Source organism: Planctobacterium marinum (genome assembly GCF_036322805.1).
Classification (GTDB): domain Bacteria; phylum Pseudomonadota; class Gammaproteobacteria; order Enterobacterales; family Alteromonadaceae; genus Planctobacterium; species Planctobacterium marinum_A.
Genome location: NZ_AP027272.1, coordinates 686056 through 703114 on the forward strand (window position 1 = coordinate 686056; position 17059 = coordinate 703114).

General features: G+C 45.1%; 23 protein-coding genes and 1 rRNA gene. 21 read left to right on the forward strand and 3 right to left on the reverse strand.

The annotated features are described in order from the left end of the window. Positions 1 to 29: 29 nt before the first annotated feature. Positions 30 to 371, reverse strand: coding sequence for a hypothetical protein (locus AABA75_RS03010; protein WP_338291032.1), 342 nt, complete (start codon positions 369 to 371; stop codon positions 30 to 32). A gap of 87 nt (positions 372 to 458) precedes the next feature. Between AABA75_RS03010 and AABA75_RS03015 the strand changes: the two genes are divergently transcribed. Continuing rightward, positions 459 to 1397: a LysR substrate-binding domain-containing protein gene (locus AABA75_RS03015; protein ID WP_338291034.1), complete on the forward strand. Its 939-nt coding sequence runs from the start codon at positions 459 to 461 to the stop codon at positions 1395 to 1397. On the opposite strand, the gene AABA75_RS03020 is transcribed toward AABA75_RS03015, so the two are convergent. After that, on the reverse strand, positions 1389 to 1910 hold the full coding sequence (locus AABA75_RS03020) for a DUF1569 domain-containing protein (RefSeq protein ID WP_338291036.1): 522 nt from the start codon (positions 1908 to 1910) through the stop codon (positions 1389 to 1391). The genes AABA75_RS03015 and AABA75_RS03020 overlap by 9 nt on opposite strands. Before the next feature lie 241 nt (positions 1911 to 2151). Between AABA75_RS03020 and AABA75_RS03025 the strand changes: the two genes are divergently transcribed. From AABA75_RS03025 to rplQ, 19 genes are all read left to right on the forward strand, one after another. Next, complete coding sequence (locus AABA75_RS03025) at positions 2152 to 3510, forward strand: DUF4397 domain-containing protein (protein ID WP_338291038.1); 1359 nt, start codon at positions 2152 to 2154, stop codon at positions 3508 to 3510. Between the two features lie 162 nt (positions 3511 to 3672). After that, a complete protein-coding gene (locus AABA75_RS03030; RefSeq protein WP_338291040.1) occupies positions 3673 to 5427 on the forward strand; it encodes an alpha-amylase family glycosyl hydrolase in 1755 nt (584 codons plus the stop codon). Positions 5428 to 5653: 226 nt separating this feature from the next. Continuing rightward, positions 5654 to 6019 carry a 50S ribosomal protein L14 gene (gene rplN / locus AABA75_RS03035; protein ID WP_338291042.1) on the forward strand — a complete coding sequence of 122 codons (366 nt, stop codon included), beginning with the start codon at positions 5654 to 5656 and terminating at the stop codon, positions 6017 to 6019. A gap of 12 nt (positions 6020 to 6031) precedes the next feature. After that, entirely contained in the window at positions 6032 to 6346 is a 315-nt protein-coding gene (gene rplX, locus AABA75_RS03040; protein WP_338291044.1) for a 50S ribosomal protein L24, read from the forward strand. Positions 6347 to 6362: 16 nt separating this feature from the next. Beyond that, on the forward strand, positions 6363 to 6902 hold the full coding sequence (gene rplE / locus AABA75_RS03045; RefSeq protein ID WP_338291045.1) for a 50S ribosomal protein L5: 540 nt from the start codon (positions 6363 to 6365) through the stop codon (positions 6900 to 6902). An 11-nt stretch (positions 6903 to 6913) separates the two neighbouring features. Beyond that, the gene (gene rpsN / locus AABA75_RS03050) at positions 6914 to 7219 is read left to right on the forward strand and encodes a 30S ribosomal protein S14 (protein ID WP_338291046.1); all 306 of its coding nucleotides are present in this window, start codon (positions 6914 to 6916) and stop codon (positions 7217 to 7219) included. Between the two features lie 12 nt (positions 7220 to 7231). Next, a complete protein-coding gene (gene rpsH / locus AABA75_RS03055; RefSeq protein ID WP_229531417.1) occupies positions 7232 to 7624 on the forward strand; it encodes a 30S ribosomal protein S8 in 393 nt (130 codons plus the stop codon). A gap of 14 nt (positions 7625 to 7638) precedes the next feature. Then, positions 7639 to 8172 (forward strand): 50S ribosomal protein L6, encoded by a 534-nt coding sequence (gene rplF, locus AABA75_RS03060; RefSeq protein WP_338291047.1) that lies wholly within the window; start codon positions 7639 to 7641, stop codon positions 8170 to 8172. A 12-nt stretch (positions 8173 to 8184) separates the two neighbouring features. Then, entirely contained in the window at positions 8185 to 8538 is a 354-nt protein-coding gene (gene rplR / locus AABA75_RS03065; RefSeq protein WP_338291048.1) for a 50S ribosomal protein L18, read from the forward strand. A gap of 9 nt (positions 8539 to 8547) precedes the next feature. Continuing rightward, on the forward strand, positions 8548 to 9051 hold the full coding sequence (rpsE, locus tag AABA75_RS03070; RefSeq protein WP_229531420.1) for a 30S ribosomal protein S5: 504 nt from the start codon (positions 8548 to 8550) through the stop codon (positions 9049 to 9051). A gap of 6 nt (positions 9052 to 9057) precedes the next feature. After that, positions 9058 to 9237 carry a 50S ribosomal protein L30 gene (gene rpmD, locus AABA75_RS03075; protein WP_229531421.1) on the forward strand — a complete coding sequence of 60 codons (180 nt, stop codon included), beginning with the start codon at positions 9058 to 9060 and terminating at the stop codon, positions 9235 to 9237. Between the two features lie 3 nt (positions 9238 to 9240). Then, positions 9241 to 9675, forward strand: coding sequence for a 50S ribosomal protein L15 (gene rplO / locus AABA75_RS03080; RefSeq protein ID WP_338291050.1), 435 nt, complete (start codon positions 9241 to 9243; stop codon positions 9673 to 9675). A 5-nt stretch (positions 9676 to 9680) separates the two neighbouring features. Continuing rightward, complete coding sequence (gene secY / locus AABA75_RS03085; RefSeq protein ID WP_338291051.1) at positions 9681 to 10997, forward strand: preprotein translocase subunit SecY; 1317 nt, start codon at positions 9681 to 9683, stop codon at positions 10995 to 10997. Positions 10998 to 11018: 21 nt separating this feature from the next. Continuing rightward, a complete protein-coding gene (gene rpmJ / locus AABA75_RS03090) occupies positions 11019 to 11132 on the forward strand; it encodes a 50S ribosomal protein L36 (RefSeq protein ID WP_338291052.1) in 114 nt (37 codons plus the stop codon). Positions 11133 to 11230: 98 nt separating this feature from the next. After that, positions 11231 to 11587, forward strand: coding sequence for a 30S ribosomal protein S13 (gene rpsM, locus AABA75_RS03095; RefSeq protein WP_338291053.1), 357 nt, complete (start codon positions 11231 to 11233; stop codon positions 11585 to 11587). A gap of 15 nt (positions 11588 to 11602) precedes the next feature. Next, positions 11603 to 11992, forward strand: coding sequence for a 30S ribosomal protein S11 (gene rpsK, locus AABA75_RS03100; RefSeq protein WP_229531426.1), 390 nt, complete (start codon positions 11603 to 11605; stop codon positions 11990 to 11992). Between the two features lie 24 nt (positions 11993 to 12016). After that, positions 12017 to 12637 (forward strand): 30S ribosomal protein S4, encoded by a 621-nt coding sequence (rpsD, locus tag AABA75_RS03105; protein ID WP_229531427.1) that lies wholly within the window; start codon positions 12017 to 12019, stop codon positions 12635 to 12637. 25 nt (positions 12638 to 12662) lie between these two features. After that, positions 12663 to 13652, forward strand: a complete 990-nt coding sequence (locus AABA75_RS03110) for a DNA-directed RNA polymerase subunit alpha (RefSeq protein WP_338291054.1) — start codon at positions 12663 to 12665, stop codon at positions 13650 to 13652. Positions 13653 to 13689: 37 nt separating this feature from the next. Further along, the gene (gene rplQ / locus AABA75_RS03115) at positions 13690 to 14091 is read left to right on the forward strand and encodes a 50S ribosomal protein L17 (RefSeq protein ID WP_338291055.1); all 402 of its coding nucleotides are present in this window, start codon (positions 13690 to 13692) and stop codon (positions 14089 to 14091) included. Between the two features lie 54 nt (positions 14092 to 14145). Here rplQ and AABA75_RS03120 read toward each other — a convergent pair whose 3' ends face one another. Next, entirely contained in the window at positions 14146 to 14910 is a 765-nt protein-coding gene (locus AABA75_RS03120) for a hypothetical protein (RefSeq protein WP_338291056.1), read from the reverse strand. Positions 14911 to 15400: 490 nt separating this feature from the next. Here AABA75_RS03120 and AABA75_RS03125 point away from each other — a divergent pair. Continuing rightward, positions 15401 to 16934, forward strand: a 16S ribosomal RNA gene (locus AABA75_RS03125). Positions 16935 to 17059 lie beyond the last annotated feature (125 nt).

The window sequence follows — 17059 nt, forward strand, 5'->3', positions numbered from 1 at the left end:
AATCGTGCTAAATCTATTGGTATGCCAGATTACTCAAAAGTTGTGCTTAGCGCTTGCCTGGCATCCGCACGGCGGAGGCAGGCTTTTAAGGGGGCAGCCATGAATTCCTTTTGCTCTGTGGTAATGGCCGGAGTTGTGGAAATATGACCTCCCAAGTCTAATTCTACTTTGCACTGGATTTCATTTCTGGCGGTGTATTCGACGTAGCGAATTCTGACACTGTCATAGCGTTCCACCAGGTTTTCGTATGGGTATCCGCTAGTGACATATAAGTCCGCATTATGGTTAACTTCAGCTAAAGATAAGTTGCTAAACGCAAGGTTGAAAAGTGCCGTGATGGCAATCGCAGTCTTGTTCGAGATAGTTTTCATATATTCTCTCCTGTGGTGTTTAGAGGAAATCTCTTGACAGGAATGTACGTTTAACAAACACTTTCAACAAACGATCAATAATTGCGCATGGTTAAGAAAAACTTAAGTGAAAGGGCTCGCCTACCCTCCTTAGGAGCACTGAAATATTTTAAGGTTGCAGCAGAAACCCTGAGTTTTAAACTGGCTGCAGAGAGTTTGTTTGTTAGCCAGGCGGCTATTAGCCAACATATCAAAACTCTTGAAAGTCAGTTGGGTTGTAAACTGTTTATCCGTAAAAATCGCGAGGTGAGACTCACAGCGCAGGGGCAGCTGTTGCTGCCCTATGTGCAAAAGGGGTTTAGTGAGTTTCAAAAAGGCATTGCACAACTACAAGAGGATAACCATCCCAATATATTGAAGCTCAATGTCTTGCCATCCATTGCTACTTTTTGGCTAATTCCTCGCTTGCATCTGTTTCGCAATGAGTATCCTGATCTGCAAGTGAAACTGATCCCCGATCCGGATGTGGTTGCTTTCGAAGACTTTAATCTGGATTTGGCGATTCGTTTTGGGCCGGGCAAGTACGACAATTTAAGTAGCCGACTACTTTATACTGATCGTGTAGTGATGGTTTCTCATCCCCATTTGATTCAGTCTGACCTGCAGCCAGATGACTTGCGTCATCTTCCGGTGATAACCGAAAACTATAGCGATACGGACGATGCCTGGGAGGTATTTTTGCACCGCTATCAGTTTCGCTTTGACGATTTTCGCAATCGTTTTGAAATTCGCGATGCCACACCAGCTTTAGTGGGGGCGGTCCTGGCGGGACAGGGGATAGCCATGGTTAAACAATCTCTAGTGCAAGATTATATCGCCAGCAATCAGCTGGTGACCTTATTTGGCTTTTCTCATATTTGTGACTATGCCTGTTATCTGGTTGCCCCTGATTTTCATTTCAACTTCCCTAAAGTACAGGCTTTTGAGTCTTGGTTGAAGGAGCAGACCAAGCCGACTATCGCGGCATTAAGTGAACCTTTAAACTAACTGGGTGAAATGATCTTTGACGTGTAATACGTGAGCCAGGGCGTATTCTTCGTGGCCTAACGGACCATAGGCGAAGTGTTCGGCCAGTTCGCCCTGATGGCTTTGAAAAGTTTCGAATGCGGTTAGCAGTCGAGTCATACCATCTTCAGCGTTGATATTGGCAACCGATGGAGCGCCGGGGATATCTTCTTTCAGATTGTGCTTCATCTGACCTTTAGAGGAAAACGCAGTAAAGGCGGCACGGCCCACGGTAGATTTAAACATCTCTGATTTGTGCACAGGGTAGCCGGTAATGGAATACTCAATACTCTGCGCCATATGAGCCAGGCTTTGCCCTACCGTCCAACTAGATTCAATGGAAAGAGCAGAGGTATCGATACTTCTCAGTTCTTTTAATAAGGTGGCAATGCTTAGATCTTCATTGTTGCGCGGGATCAGATTCCACGCAGTAAGTCCAGATACACCGAGAAACCCCAGTGACAATGATGATGCAATAAAGAGTCGTCGCTTCATAACCAAATACTTTTGCCTTAGTCATCCTAGTTTAACCGTAAATGTCCGGATTCGCACTGACAAAACAAAATTATCTGTTTCAGGATTTTTCCGTTAATGCCGCTTCTTTCTTGCTGAGGGGGCGGCTTTACGCAGCGCAATGTAATGAATGCAAAGTTATTGTAAAGGCCAGAACTAAACAGGTTTAAGGTGAGTCTGTGCTCCTATTCTGTTTATCATTTGCTATTAAGGACACGCTAAATTGAACCTACGAGATTCTTTATTACTTACTTGCGCAGGCATCACTCTGTTGTCGGGCTGTGGCAGCAGCTCTGACTCCGCTTCCGATACTTACCCCAACGCGTACATCCAGTTTTACAATGTTTCGCCTGATAGTCCGGAGGTGCATTTAATGGTGGATGATGCTTCCATCAGCTCCAGTTCTTATGGCGATGTGACGGCACTGTATAGTTACGATGCTGATAGCTACGATATTGGTTTGTCCTGGTATGATTCCGACGGCCAGGAATACAGCATCACTGAGTCAGAGATGCAACTAGATAGCAGTTACAAAACCATAATGCTGTTGGGGGGCGATTTTGAAACCCCTGATGTGGTGGAGTTTGCATTTCAGCGTTCTGAATTAGAGGACGAGTTTTATTTATACGCCATGATGGGGGCTGCTGATTTAGGCAACTACGACCTGTATATGGCTGAGTCTGGTGTGCCATTTGAGGATGCCAATTATATTGCCAACCTTAGTTACCTTCAGCCCGAAAAGGTGGGCTATTGGGAACCCGAAGATGATGACTTTGCCTGGCCAACGGAAGATTACAAAATCTTTCTGGTGGATCCCGATAGCGGAGAGATGGTGTTTGAAAGCCAGGAGCTGGTTTTCAATTATGCCTCTGATTACCTTTTGTCAGTGCGTAAAACCTCCGGTGCCAACGAGAATAATATTGTGGTAGATATCATCTTAAACTCTACCAATATTAGCGCCGAACAAGATATTGCGGCAACAGCACAGTACCGGGTTTATAGTGCCATGCAGGAATCGGTGGAATTAACCGTTATCGTAGATGATGCCGACGAGCAATTTACAACTGTTGTAGAAGGCGGTGAACTGTCTGCCTATACTTCAGTAGAATTTGGTGACTATCAAATAAGCGCCAGTTCCACTGAGGGGGATTATAGTTTTGATGGCAGGTTAATGACGCTTAACCAAGGGGAAAGCAAAACCATTGTCATGTTTGAAGATGCCGATGTGGGCTTAACCTCCTTAACACTGGATGACAGCAACTTACCACAAGACTTTGAACATCAGGTGGCTGTGGCTAACTTGTTGCCAGAGTTTAGCAATCTCGATGTTTATTTTGTGCGAGACGATGAAACCAAAGATTCAGCTGACCACTTTATGACGGGCCTGGATTATGCGGACAGTCGCACTATCACAGTACCCAATGATTACTATTCTATCGTGGTGGTTTATGAGGATAACCTCGGAATAGAGTCATTGTTATACCGTTCAGAACTCATCAGTTTTAATGAAGATGCTGTTTATTTGATTACTATTGAGCCAGAACAGCAAACCGGTGGCTATCAAGTGAATGTCTCCTGGTAGTAGTAGACCTTTTTATAGTCGGTGCTTAGGTGCCGGCTATCTCCGTCCATTACCTTTCATTAACCTAATGCATACGTTTTCATTACAACTTTGCTACCAGAAAAGCCATTAATATTTATACTGATAACCAAGTCGTTGTTAATGTAGATAGGTTATCATCACATGAAATTTCGTTATTTATCCGCCGTCATGGCATCTGTACTTGCCTTGTCCGCCTGCTCAAAAGCGCCCCAAGAACCTGTGGTTGCGAGCCAGCATGAGGCAGCGGAAGCCTCAAAATCTTATAAACACATCGCTTTGCAAAGTAGTCCCTCCAATTGGTGGGAAAATGCTATTTTCTACGAAATCTGGCCCCGTTCCTTTTATGATGCTGACGGTGATGGCAGTGGTGATTTTGACGGTATGACTGCCAAACTGGGTTATCTACAAGACTTAGGCGTCAACGGGATCTGGCTGACGCCGGTCTTCGAGGCACCTTCTTATCACGGTTATGACTTCCAGGACTTTTACAACGTTGAGTCTGACTATGGCACCATGGAGGACTTTGAGGAATTCGTAGCGGCGGCTCATGAAAAAGACATTAAGATTATTCTGGACCTGGTGATCAATCACATTTCTGATGGTCATGAGTGGTTTAAAAAGTCGGCTGCCCGCGAGCCCGGTTATGAAGACTATTTTATCTGGCGTAAAGAAATGCCCACTAGCTGGGGTAAAGCCTGGAGTGATGATGTTGATGATTCCGCTGCAGTGTGGCACTGGAATGAAACCCGCCAAGAATATTATTACGGTGCTTTTGCCTCTACACAACCTGATGTCAATCTTGAAAATCCCAAAGTAGTGGAAGAGATGAATAAGATGGCCACCTTTTGGCTGGAAAAAGGTGTGGATGGCTTTCGACTTGATGCCGTGCGCTATGCCATTGAGGACGTTTCTGAAGACTGGAATGATGCTGACCAGGGCGATACAGAGGCCACAATTGATTATTGGGCACAATTTACTGCGCATGTGGAATCCATAAATCCAGATGCCATGCTGGTAGCAGAAGCCTGGTCTGACATGCCAACCATAGGTAAGTATTACGATGATGGCAATGGTATGCATTCAGCCTTTGATTTTGATTTTGGCTATGTGGTGAGTGGTATTCTCAATGCGGGCGGAACACGCACCGCTGACTTTGGTACCGTGGATGAATCTAAAGATGACAACACTCGCGAGGCGTTATGGCAAAATTTACTGAGCCGCAAAGATAACGCGCCAATGTCTTTCTTTTCGCCTTTCCTGACCAACCACGATCAGAACCGCATCATGCACACCTTAGGCGAAGATTGGACCAAAGCGAAAGCCGCCGCCACATTATTAATGACCACACCGGGTACACTCTATCTATATTATGGTGAGGAGATTGGCCTGTCGCAGTACACTACAGGGGATGATCAATATCGCCGTGCCATAATGCAATGGGAGGATACCGACTCTGCAGGCTTTAACGACACTGGCGCATTTTGGTTAGATCAGGGTAAGTGGTTCCCTTGGGTTAAAGAGCACAAGCCTTGGTGGGGACCTTACTGGCAAAGCCAAAGACCTTCAGGTAAGGCATCTGTAGATATTCAGGCGGCAAATCCCGACTCCTTGCTCAATCACTATAAGAAGCTGATTGCAGTGCGCAAGGGGTCTATGGCGTTACAGTTTCCACAAGAGATACGTTATTACCCGGTGGATAATCAAAACGTCTGGTTAGTGCAGAGTATCAATGGTGATGAATCTCGCGTAGTTATTGTTAACCTATCTAGTGCCGAAAGTTCAGAGTTCTCCGTTCCTGCAGAGTTAAAAGGACAACATACAAATAAGTTAAACAACGCAACTTTGGTACTGGGCGAAAAATACAGCTTGAAACCAGGCGAGTCAGTCATACTTTAAGGGCTAAGAACCTCATAAAAAGCCAGTGTTCGCCACTGGCTTTTTTTATGCGCAAGTCGATTTGCCTATATTTTAAACTTTTTTTAAATTTAAGCTGTCGTTACAGAATCTTTTCTGTTACTATTGCGCGCCCTTTTTATGGGGGTATGTATAAAAGAGCGGCAAAAGCTGTTTTTTTACAACGATATAACGGCTCGGGAGAGCCTTAAATTAGCGGAGCACTAACATGATCCAAATGCAAACTAACCTGGATGTGGCGGACAATTCCGGCGCTCGCAGGGTTCAGTGTATTAAGGTCCTTGGTGGCTCGCATCGCCGTTATGCAGGCATTGGCGATATCATCAAAGTTACTGTTAAGGAAGCAATTCCTCGCGGTAAGGTGAAAAAAGGTGATGTCTTGAATGCGGTGGTGGTGCGTACTAGAAAAGGCGTTCGTCGTCCAGACGGTTCAATTATCCGTTTTGATAACAACGCAGCTGTTTTGTTAAATGCTAACAAGCAGCCAATAGGTACGCGTATCTTTGGTCCTGTGACCCGTGAGCTTCGTGCAGATAACATGAAGATCGTCTCATTGGCACCCGAGGTACTATAAGGAGTCGCGATTATGGCAAGTAAAATTCGTCGTGATGATGAAATCGTCGTTTTAGCAGGTAAAGACAAGGGTAAGCAAGGCAAAGTCCTCAAGGTTATCACTGGCAAAGACCGCGTAATCGTCGAAGGTGTGAATTTGGTTAAGAAACATCAGAAACCCAACCCACAGTTGAACGTTCCTGGTGGCATCGTAGAAAAAGAAGCATCTATTCATGTATCAAATGTAGCGATCGTTAACCCTCAAACGGGTAAAGCAGATCGTGTAGGTTTCCGTTTTGAAGATGGCAAAAAAGTCCGTATCTTCAAATCAAACGGTGAACAGATTTAATTAATTGGAGAATACGATGGCGAAACTGCATGATTTTTATAAAGAATCAGTCGTTCCTCAACTCGCTAAAGAGTTTGGTTACAAGAGCGTCATGCAAGTCCCTCGGATAGAAAAGATCACCCTGAACATGGGTCTGGGTGAAGCTTTAACAGACAAAAAGGTTTTAGAAAACGCAACTAATGACATGCAGCTTATTGCTGGTCAGAAGCCTGTAGTTACTAAAGCTCGTAAGTCTGTTGCTGGTTTTAAAATCCGTGAAGGCTACCCTATTGGTTGCAAAGTAACTCTGCGTGGCGATCGTATGTGGGAATTCTTTGAGCGTTTAGTCTCTATCGCAATTCCTCGTATCCGTGACTTCCGTGGTCTGAACCCTAAGTCGTTCGACGGCCGTGGTAACTACAGCATGGGTATCAAGGAGCAAATTATCTTCCCTGAAATCGATTTCGATAAGGTAGATAAAGTGCGCGGTATGGATATCGTTATCACCACATCAGCTAACACAAACGAAGAAGGTAAAGCACTGTTATCTGCTTTTAACTTCCCGTTCCGTAAATAAGGTGTAGGGTTATGGCAAAAGAATCAATGAAGGCGCGTGAAGTAAAGCGTGCAAAATTAGTAGCCAAATACGCAACTAAGCGTGCTGAACTTAAAGCAATCATCAGCGATGTTAATTCATCTGATGAAGAGCGTTGGGACGCAGTACTTAAGCTACAACAACTACCAAGAGATTCTGCTCGTTCACGTCAACAAAACCGTTGTCGTATCACTGGCCGTCCTCATGGTTTCCTACGCAAATTTGGCCTGAGCCGTAACAAGCTGCGTGAAGCAGCGATGCGCGGTGAAGTCCCTGGTCTGAAAAAAGCCAGCTGGTAAGGAGTAGCAAATATGAGTATGCAAGATCCTATCGCGGATATGTTCACACGTATTAGAAACGGTCAAATGGCAGGTAAAGTATCTGTTGTTATGCCTTGTTCTAAGATTCGTGTTGCAATCGCAAATGTATTAAAGCAAGAAGGTTACATTGAAGATTTCAGTAAAGAAGGCGACGTTAAGCCGACCTTAGAAGTTACTTTGAAATACTTCGAAGGCAAGAGCGTTATCGATACTATCGAACGCGCCAGCCGCCCTGGTCTGCGCATCTATAAGAAAAAAGATGAGCTGCCTAAAGTATTGGGTGGATTGGGTATTGCCATTGTGTCTACCTCTAAAGGTGTGATGACTGACCGTGCTGCGCGTAAAGCTGGCATGGGTGGTGAGATCATCGGCTACGTAGCGTAACGGAGGATTATTCAATGTCACGTGTAGCAAAAGCACCTGTAGAACTTCAATCGGGCGTTGAGATTTCTATCAACGGTCAGGAAGTTACAGTAAAAGGTAAAAACGGCACGCTTACTCGTGTATTCAACGACGCAGTTGAAATCGTTCAGGAAGATAACGCAGCTAAGGTCCTTCCTCGTGAAGGCTTTGATGATGCGTGGGCGCAAGCAGGTACTGCTCGTGCACTACTGAACAACATGGTAATCGGTGCAACTACTGGTTTTGAAAGAAAGTTAGAGCTAATCGGTGTTGGTTACCGTGCGCAAGCACAGGGTAACAAACTGAACCTGACTCTGGGTTTCTCTCACCCTGTTGTATATGAAATGCCGGCGGGTATTTCTGTTGAAACTCCTAGCCAAACTGAAGTCGTCGTTAAAGGCGCTGACAAGCAGGTAGTTGGCCAGGTTGCAGCAAACATCCGTGGATACCGTCCGCCAGAGCCTTACAAAGGTAAAGGTGTTCGTTATTCTGATGAAGCTGTACTTCGTAAAGAAGCTAAGAAGAAGTAAGGGGTAGGTACGATGGATAAGAAAACATCTCGTTTACGTCGCGCCGCTCGTGCACGTTTTAAGATGCGTGAGCTTGGCGTACACCGTTTGGTGATACACCGTACACCTCGCCACATTTATGCACAATTGATTGCGCCAACTGGATCAGAAGTTTTAGCTGCTGCATCTACAGTTGAAGCAGATGTGCGTAAAGATCTTAAGTCTACTGGTAATACTGACGCTGCAACTGCAGTAGGTAAAGCAATTGCAGAACGCGCAATTGAAAAAGGTATTAAAGAAGTAGCTTTCGATCGCAGTGGCTTCCAGTACCACGGTCGTGTTAAAGCACTGGCTGAAGCAGCTCGCGAAGCTGGCCTTCAGTTCTAGGAGTAGATTATGTCTAGAGTAGAACCTCAACAAAGTGGTGAGCTGTTAGAGAAATTAATCGCTGTTAACCGCGTAGCAAAGGTTGTTAAAGGTGGTCGTATTTTCAGCTTCACAGCATTGACTGTAGTTGGAGATGGTAACGGTCGCGTTGGCTTTGGTTACGGTAAAGCGCGTGAAGTTCCTGCTGCTATTCAAAAAGCAATGGAAAAAGCACGTCGCAACCTGGTAACAGTGGATCTTAACGGTCACACATTACAACACCCAATCAAGGGTCGTCACTCAGGCTCAAAAGTTTACATGCAGCCTGCTTCAGAAGGTACGGGTATCATCGCTGGTGGTGCAATGCGTGCAGTTCTTGAAGTAGCTGGTGTACAAAACGTATTGTCTAAGTGCTATGGCTCAACTAACCCAATCAACGTAGTTCGTGCAACGATCAAAGCGTTGACTGACATGAACTCACCAGAGCAAGTTGCTGCAAAGCGTGGCTTGTCTGTTGACGAGATTATGGGGTAATTGACAATGGCAACAGTTAAAGTCAAACAAACTAAGAGCTCTATTGGTCGTTTGCCTAAGCACAAAGCTACTTTGAAAGGCTTAGGTTTACGTAAAATTGGCCATGTTCGTGAACTGGAAGATACACCTGCGGTACGCGGTATGATCAACCAAGTTTACTACATGGTAGAAGTGGTAGGGGAGTAAGTAATGTACTTAAACACTATTGCTCCTGCTCCAGGAGCCAAAAAATCTGGTAAGCGCGTAGGTCGCGGTATTGGTTCTGGCCTAGGTAAAACTGGTGGTCGTGGTCACAAGGGACAAAAGTCTCGTTCAGGTGGCAGCGTTAAACCAGGTTTCGAAGGTGGTCAAATGCCAATCCAGCGTCGTCTACCTAAGTTTGGTTTCACGTCTCGTGTATCTTTGGTTTCTGACCAGGTAACACTGACTGAAATCGCTAAAGTAGAAGGCGACACTGTATCTTTGGAAACTTTGAAAGCTGCTGGTCTTGTTAAAAAAGGCATGCTGCACGTTAAAGTGATGAAGAGCGGTGAAGTTACTCGCGCAGTAACTGTTAAGGGCTTAAAGGTTTCTAAAGGCGCTCGAGAAGCAATCGAAGCGGCTGGCGGTAAAGTAGAGGAATAACCTAAATGGCGAAACCAGGATTGGATTCAGCAAAAGGTGGTTTGAGCGAGCTTAAAGCGAGATTGCTGTTCGTATTGGGCGCGATCATCGTTTTCAGACTAGGCTCTTATATCCCTATTCCTGGCATTGATTCTGCCGTTCTTGCTCAATTATTTGAGCAACAAAAGGGCACTATCGTAGAGATGTTTAACATGTTCTCCGGTGGTGCTTTGGAACGTGCTTCAGTTTTTGCACTGGGAATCATGCCTTACATTTCAGCATCTATCATCATTAACTTGATGACAGTAATCCATCCGCCAATGATGGAGCTGAAAAAAGAAGGCGAGGCAGGTCGTCGTAAGATCAGCCAATACACGCGTTATTTCACGCTGGTATTGTCAATCTTCCAGGCGATAGGAATTGCGACTGGTTTACCTAACTTGGTGTCAGGTTTGGTAATAAATCCTGGATTTGGTTTCTACTTTACGGCAGTGGTAAGTCTGGTCACCGGTACCATGTTCTTGATGTGGTTAGGTGAACAGATTACCGAAAGAGGGATTGGTAACGGAATTTCAATTCTAATCTTCGCTGGTATTGTTGCAGGTTTACCGACAGCTATAGGTCAAACCGCAGAACAAGCCAGAACCGGAGATTTGAACCTGTTGTTCTTGTTATTTATCGGTGTGATTGTCATGGCAGTAACTTACTTCGTAGTTTTCGTAGAGCGTGGTCAACGTCGTATCGTCGTTAACTATGCGAAGCGCCAACAAGGTCGTAAGGTTTTTGCTGCGCAAAGCACTCACTTACCGCTGAAGGTGAATATGGCGGGTGTAATTCCCCCTATATTCGCTTCCAGTATCATTTTGTTCCCGGGTACTATCGCGACCTGGTTCGGACAAAACGAGTCTATGACTTGGTTACAAGACATCTCTTTGATGTTGTCTCCAGGTCAACCTTTGTACGTAATGTTGTATGCAGCGGCTATCATTTTCTTCTGCTTCTTCTACACGGCGTTGGTATTCAACCCGCGTGAAACTGCAGATAATCTGAAAAAGTCTGGTGCTTTTGTTCCAGGGATTCGTCCTGGTGAGCAAACGTCTAAGTACATTGATAAGGTAATGACTCGCCTGACACTGGCCGGTGCTCTTTATATAACCTTTATCTGTTTAGTGCCTGAGTTCATGATGATCGCCTGGAATGTGCAGTTTTATTTCGGCGGTACATCACTACTAATCATCGTAGTGGTAATTATGGATTTCATGGCGCAGGTACAAACTCATTTGATGTCTCATCAGTATGAGTCTGTATTGAAAAAAGCCAACTTAAAAGGCTACGGCCGCTAAGTGGCATAACGGAGTGATGAAATGAAAGTTCGTGCATCCGTAAAGAGAATTTGTCGTAATTGCAAAGTCATCAAGCGCAACGGTGTTGTGCGTGTGATTTGTAAAGAGCCAAAGCATAAGCAACGACAAGGTTAATCGTTTCTGACAAAAGTCAGAAATAGTTTGCAATTTTATGCCGGATAAGTATCCTTACGGGCTTTTTATCTGGCGACTAACTTAGAGGAGTGCTGTTAATGGCCCGTATAGCTGGCATTAACATTCCGGAACACAAGCACACTGTAATTGCATTACGCTCGATCTATGGTATCGGTGCGACTCGTGCAAAGCTGATTTGTGCTGAAGCAGGTATTCCGGAAAGTACAAAAATTAAAGAATTATCAGAAGCTGATTTGGACAAACTACGTGATCAGGTAGCTAAATTCTCTGTTGAGGGTGACCTGCGCCGTGAAGTTCAAATGAACATCAAACGTTTGATGGACCTTGGTTGCTTCCGTGGCATACGCCACCGTCGTAGCTTGCCCTTACGTGGTCAGCGCACTAAAACTAATGCGCGTACCCGTAAAGGTCCTCGTAAGCCAATTAAGAAGTAAGCGGGGGAGTAAGTTATGGCTAAAGCACCAACTCGTGCTCGTAAGCGCGTAAAACGTCAAGTTGCTGATGGTATGGCGCACATCCATGCGTCGTTCAACAACACAATCGTGACTATCACTGATCGTCAAGGTAACGCTCTTTCATGGGCAACTTCTGGAGGCTCAGGCTTCCGTGGTTCTCGTAAATCTACTCCTTTTGCTGCTCAGGTAGCTGCAGAAAGAGCTGGCGTTGCTGCTCAGGAATATGGTTTGAAAAACATTGAAGTGTTTGTAAAAGGTCCCGGTCCAGGTCGTGAATCTGCGATCCGCGCTTTAAATGCGGCAGGTTACCGCATTACAAACATTACAGATGTGACGCCTATTCCTCACAACGGTTGTCGTCCACCGAAAAAACGTCGCGTTTAATCGACGGATTGTTGGAGAAATATCATGGCAAGATACTTGGGTCCTAAACTCAAATTAAGCCGTCGCGAAGGAACAGATTTGTTCCTGAAAAGCGGTGTTCGTGCAATTGATTCAAAATGTAATATTGAAACTGCACCTGGTCAACACGGTGCACGTCGTGGTCGTTTATCAGACTACGGTGTTCAGTTGCGTGAGAAACAAAAAGTACGTCGTATGTACGGCGTTTTAGAGAAGCAATTCCGTAATTACTACGGTGAAGCGGCTCGCCGTAAAGGCAACACAGGTGAAAACCTGCTACAACTATTAGAACAGCGTCTAGATAACGTTGTATACAGAATGGGTTTTGCCAGCACTCGTGCTGAAGCTCGTCAGTTAGTCAGCCATAAAGCAATTATGGTTAACGGACAAGTAGTAAACATTCCTTCATTCAATGTATCTGCTGAAGACGTTGTATCAGTTCGTGAAAAAGCGAAAAAGCAAGCGCGTATTGCTGCTGCATTAGAGTTATCTGAGCAGCGTGAAAAGCCTACTTGGATTGAAGTAGATGCGAAAGCAATGGAAGGTACCTTTAAACGTGTACCTGAGCGTAGTGATTTGTCTGCTGAAATCAACGAACAACTTATCGTCGAACTTTACAGTAAGTAAAGGTTAAAAGTTAAAGAGAGGATATATGTCGGGTTCTGTAACTGAATTCCTAAGACCTAGACTGGTAGAAATCGAAAACGTTACTGGTACGCGCGCTAAAGTTACTTTAGAGCCTCTGGAGCGTGGTTTCGGTCATACTCTGGGTAATGCTTTACGCAGAATACTTTTATCTTCAATGCCTGGTTGTGCGGTAACCGAAGTCGAAATCGACGGCGTGTTACACGAGTACAGCACTAAGGAAGGCGTTCAGGAAGACGTAATTGAAATCCTGTTAAACCTAAAAGGTTTGGCAGTGCGTCTTGAAGGTAAAACTGAAGCTACTTTAACGTTAGTGAAATCAGGTGCAGGTCCTGTACTTGCTGGAGACATCCAGCATGACGGAGATGTAGAGATTGCTAACCCAGATCATTTGGTTTGTACACTAACTGGTGATTCTGAAATCAGCATGCGCATCAAAGTTGAAACAGGTCGCGGTTATGTACCTGCTTCTACTCGTCGTTCCTCTGAAGATGATGATAGACCAATTGGTCGTCTGTTGGTTGATGCTTCCTACAGTCCTGTAGATCGTATTGCCTACAATGTTGAGTCTGCTCGTGTTGAACAACGCACAGACTTAGACAAGTTGATCATCGATATGGAAACTAACGGTACTATCGACCCAGAAGAAGCGATTCGCCGCGCAGCTACAATTTTAGCTGAGCAATTAGAAGCGTTCGTTGATCTGCGCGATATGACTGAGCCAGAAGAAAAAGAAGAAAAACCAGAGTTTGATCCGATTCTTCTGCGTCCAGTTGATGATCTTGAATTGACAGTACGTTCTGCAAACTGCTTGAAAGCAGAAGCAATTCAGTACATTGGTGACCTGGTACAACGCACCGAAGTTGAGCTACTGAAAACCCCTAACTTGGGTAAGAAGTCGCTAACTGAAATTAAAGATGTGTTGGCCTCTCGTGGATTGTCTTTGGGTATGCGCCTTGAAAATTGGCCGCCTGAAAGCATCGTCGAGAAGGATTAATCAGGCAACTTTCTGATTAAAAGAGAAGGGTGATATTATGCGCCATCGTAAGAGTGGTCGTCAGTTAAATCGAAACAGCAGCCATCGTCAGGCAATGTTTCGTAACATGGCTAGCTCACTAGTTAAGCACGAAGTAATTAAAACTACTTTGCCAAAAGCTAAAGAGCTACGTCGCGTAATTGAACCTCTTATTACTCTTGCTAAGCAAGACAGCGTTGCAAACCGTCGTTTGGCTTTTGCTCGTACACGTGATAAAGAGGTAGTAGGTAAGTTATTCAATGAGTTGGGTCCTCGCTTTTCAGAGCGCCCAGGTGGTTACACTCGCATTTTGAAGTGTGGCTTCCGTACTGGTGATAACGCACCTATGGCTTTTGTTGAGCTGGTAGATAGACCAGAAGCAGAAGTTGAAGCAGTTTCAGAAGAAGCTGTAGCAGAATAAAAAAACCGGGCGAAAGCCCGGTTTTTTGTTTTAAGTCTTAAAAATCTGTTCAGATTACTGTTTTTCTAAGTTTTTCATTATTGCTGCTAATTCAGCTTCATCTACTCCACCTTTAAGTGCGTAGTCTTTCAAGGTATTTTCGCTTAAGCCTGCATTCTGAGCAGATTCAATTATCTTTTGTACGTATTCTTTTTTGCTAGAAGACTCTTGTAAGGCAGTCGTAACGACATCTTCTGCCTTTGCGGGGAAAACCGCCAACAGCGCATCTACGATATACTCACCAACAAAAGGTACGGCACCAACAGCAGTTTTTACAATATCGACAACATCGTTTGGATGAGTTTCTACCAAGGTTTGTACTATCCGATCTGCCGAGTCGGGTTCTGTGACTACAGCAACACGTACAATATCCTTCAATTCATCAGGTGTGGTATTAGCGGCAGCATGGACTACAAAATCGACATAGCTGGGCTCTGCATTAATTGCTATCTCAACAATATTAGGGCAACTGGTAACGCCTTTATCTATCGCTACCTCCACAATCTCTTTGGTTTGAGAGGGAGCAGCTGATACTGCGGCATACACTATGTCTTTATATTTTTCGGGATATAGGTCCAATGTGGTATCAACGATTCTGGCCGCATGTAGCGGATAGTGTTCAACTACACTTTTAACTGCCCGCCCTACCGACATGTTTTGTTGGACTTGTTTATTTATAAATTCTGACGTTACGTAAAAAGAGTCATTTGTATTCCCTTCAAATGCGTGTGTGCTTCCAGCCATGGATATTAATAACGCACTTATTATTCTGAGTTTCATTTGAAGATCTCTTTTAATTTTAACCTTTAGCCAATATATGACTGTTGTATCGGCTAAAAGTTCAAATTGTAAAAAAAAGTGTTCAAATTAAACAGTATGTTAACAATAAGATCAATAACAGATTAAAAACTCAGCAGTTGAAATAAATATCTAAAAAATCTGCAATAAAGTGTTGACCGTGAAGATGATGTCTGAGAATGCGCGCTCGCTTCAGGGGGAAACACTCGGAAGCAGCTGCTAAAGGCACAAAAACTGAATTGCGTAAAAACTCTACAGGCCTTTAGTGAAGCGGACTTTAACAAGTTACTTGAAAAAATAAATTCAAATAAAATGTTGACAGTCACAAAGGGAAGTGTAGAATGCGCATCCCGCTTGAGGAGAGACTCAAGCAGCCGGAAACGGCAACGTTCTTTAACAATCAGCAATAAGACAATCTGTGTGGGCATCGATTGATTTTGATGTCGACCCAAAAAATTTATATTTTCGATTTTAATTGAAGAGTTTGATCATGGCTCAGATTGAACGCTGGCGGCAGGCCTAACACATGCAAGTCGAACGGTAACAGGAAGTGCTTGCACTTCGCTGACGAGTGGCGGACGGGTGAGTAATACTTAGGGATCTGCCCCGGGGTGGGGGACAACCATTGGAAACGATGGCTAATACCGCATAACGTCTACGGACCAAAGGGGGCTTCGGCTCTCGCCCTGGGATGAACCTAAGCGAGATTAGCTTGTTGGTGAGGTAACGGCTCACCAAGGCGACGATCTCTAGCTGTTCTGAGAGGAAGATCAGCCACACTGGGACTGAGACACGGCCCAGACTCCTACGGGAGGCAGCAGTGGGGAATATTGCACAATGGGGGGAACCCTGATGCAGCCATGCCGCGTGTGTGAAGAAGGCCTTCGGGTTGTAAAGCACTTTCAGTTGTGAGGAAAGGTTGGTAGTTAATACCTGTCAGCTGTGACGTTAGCAACAGAAGAAGCACCGGCTAACTCCGTGCCAGCAGCCGCGGTAATACGGAGGGTGCGAGCGTTAATCGGAATTACTGGGCGTAAAGCGCACGCAGGCGGCTATATAAGCCAGATGTGAAAGCCCCGGGCTTAACCTGGGAGAGTCATTTGGAACTGTATAGCTAGAGTTTTGGAGAGGGGAGTGGAATTCCAGGTGTAGCGGTGAAATGCGTAGATATCTGGAGGAACATCAGTGGCGAAGGCGGCTCCCTGGCCAAAAACTGACGCTCATGTGCGAAAGCGTGGGTAGCGAACAGGATTAGATACCCTGGTAGTCCACGCCGTAAACGCTGTCTACTAGCTGTATGCGGATTCATTTCTGTGTGTAGCGAAGCTAACGCGCTAAGTAGACCGCCTGGGGAGTACGGCCGCAAGGTTAAAACTCAAATGAATTGACGGGGGCCCGCACAAGCGGTGGAGCATGTGGTTTAATTCGATGCAACGCGAAGAACCTTACCTACACTTGACATGCAGAGAACTTTCCAGAGATGGATTGGTGCCTTCGGGAACTCTGACACAGGTGCTGCATGGCTGTCGTCAGCTCGTGTCGTGAGATGTTGGGTTAAGTCCCGCAACGAGCGCAACCCTTGTCCTTAGTTGCCAGCATTTGGTTGGGCACTTTAAGGAGACTGCCGGTGACAAACCGGAGGAAGGTGGGGACGACGTCAAGTCATCATGGCCCTTACGTGTAGGGCTACACACGTGCTACAATGGCAGATACAGAGGGATGCGAGACAGTGATGTGGAGCGGAGCCCTTAAAGTCTGTCGTAGTCCGGATTGGAGTCTGCAACTCGACTCCATGAAGTCGGAATCGCTAGTAATCGCAGGTCAGCATACTGCGGTGAATACGTTCCCGGGCCTTGTACACACCGCCCGTCACACCATGGGAGTGGGATGCAAAAGAAGTAGTTAGTCTAACCTTCGGGAGGGCGATTACCACTTTGTGTTTCATGACTGGGGTGAAGTCGTAACAAGGTAACCCTAGGGGAACCTGGGGTTGGATCACCTCCTTACGTAAAGGTGTCGAATTGAATTCAATTCGATGTTCACACAGATTGTTTTATTGTATGTAGGTTGAGCTTTAGCTCGACAAAGCCTTAACAGATAGGTTTGCTTTTAAGTTTATCTGTTAAGGTTT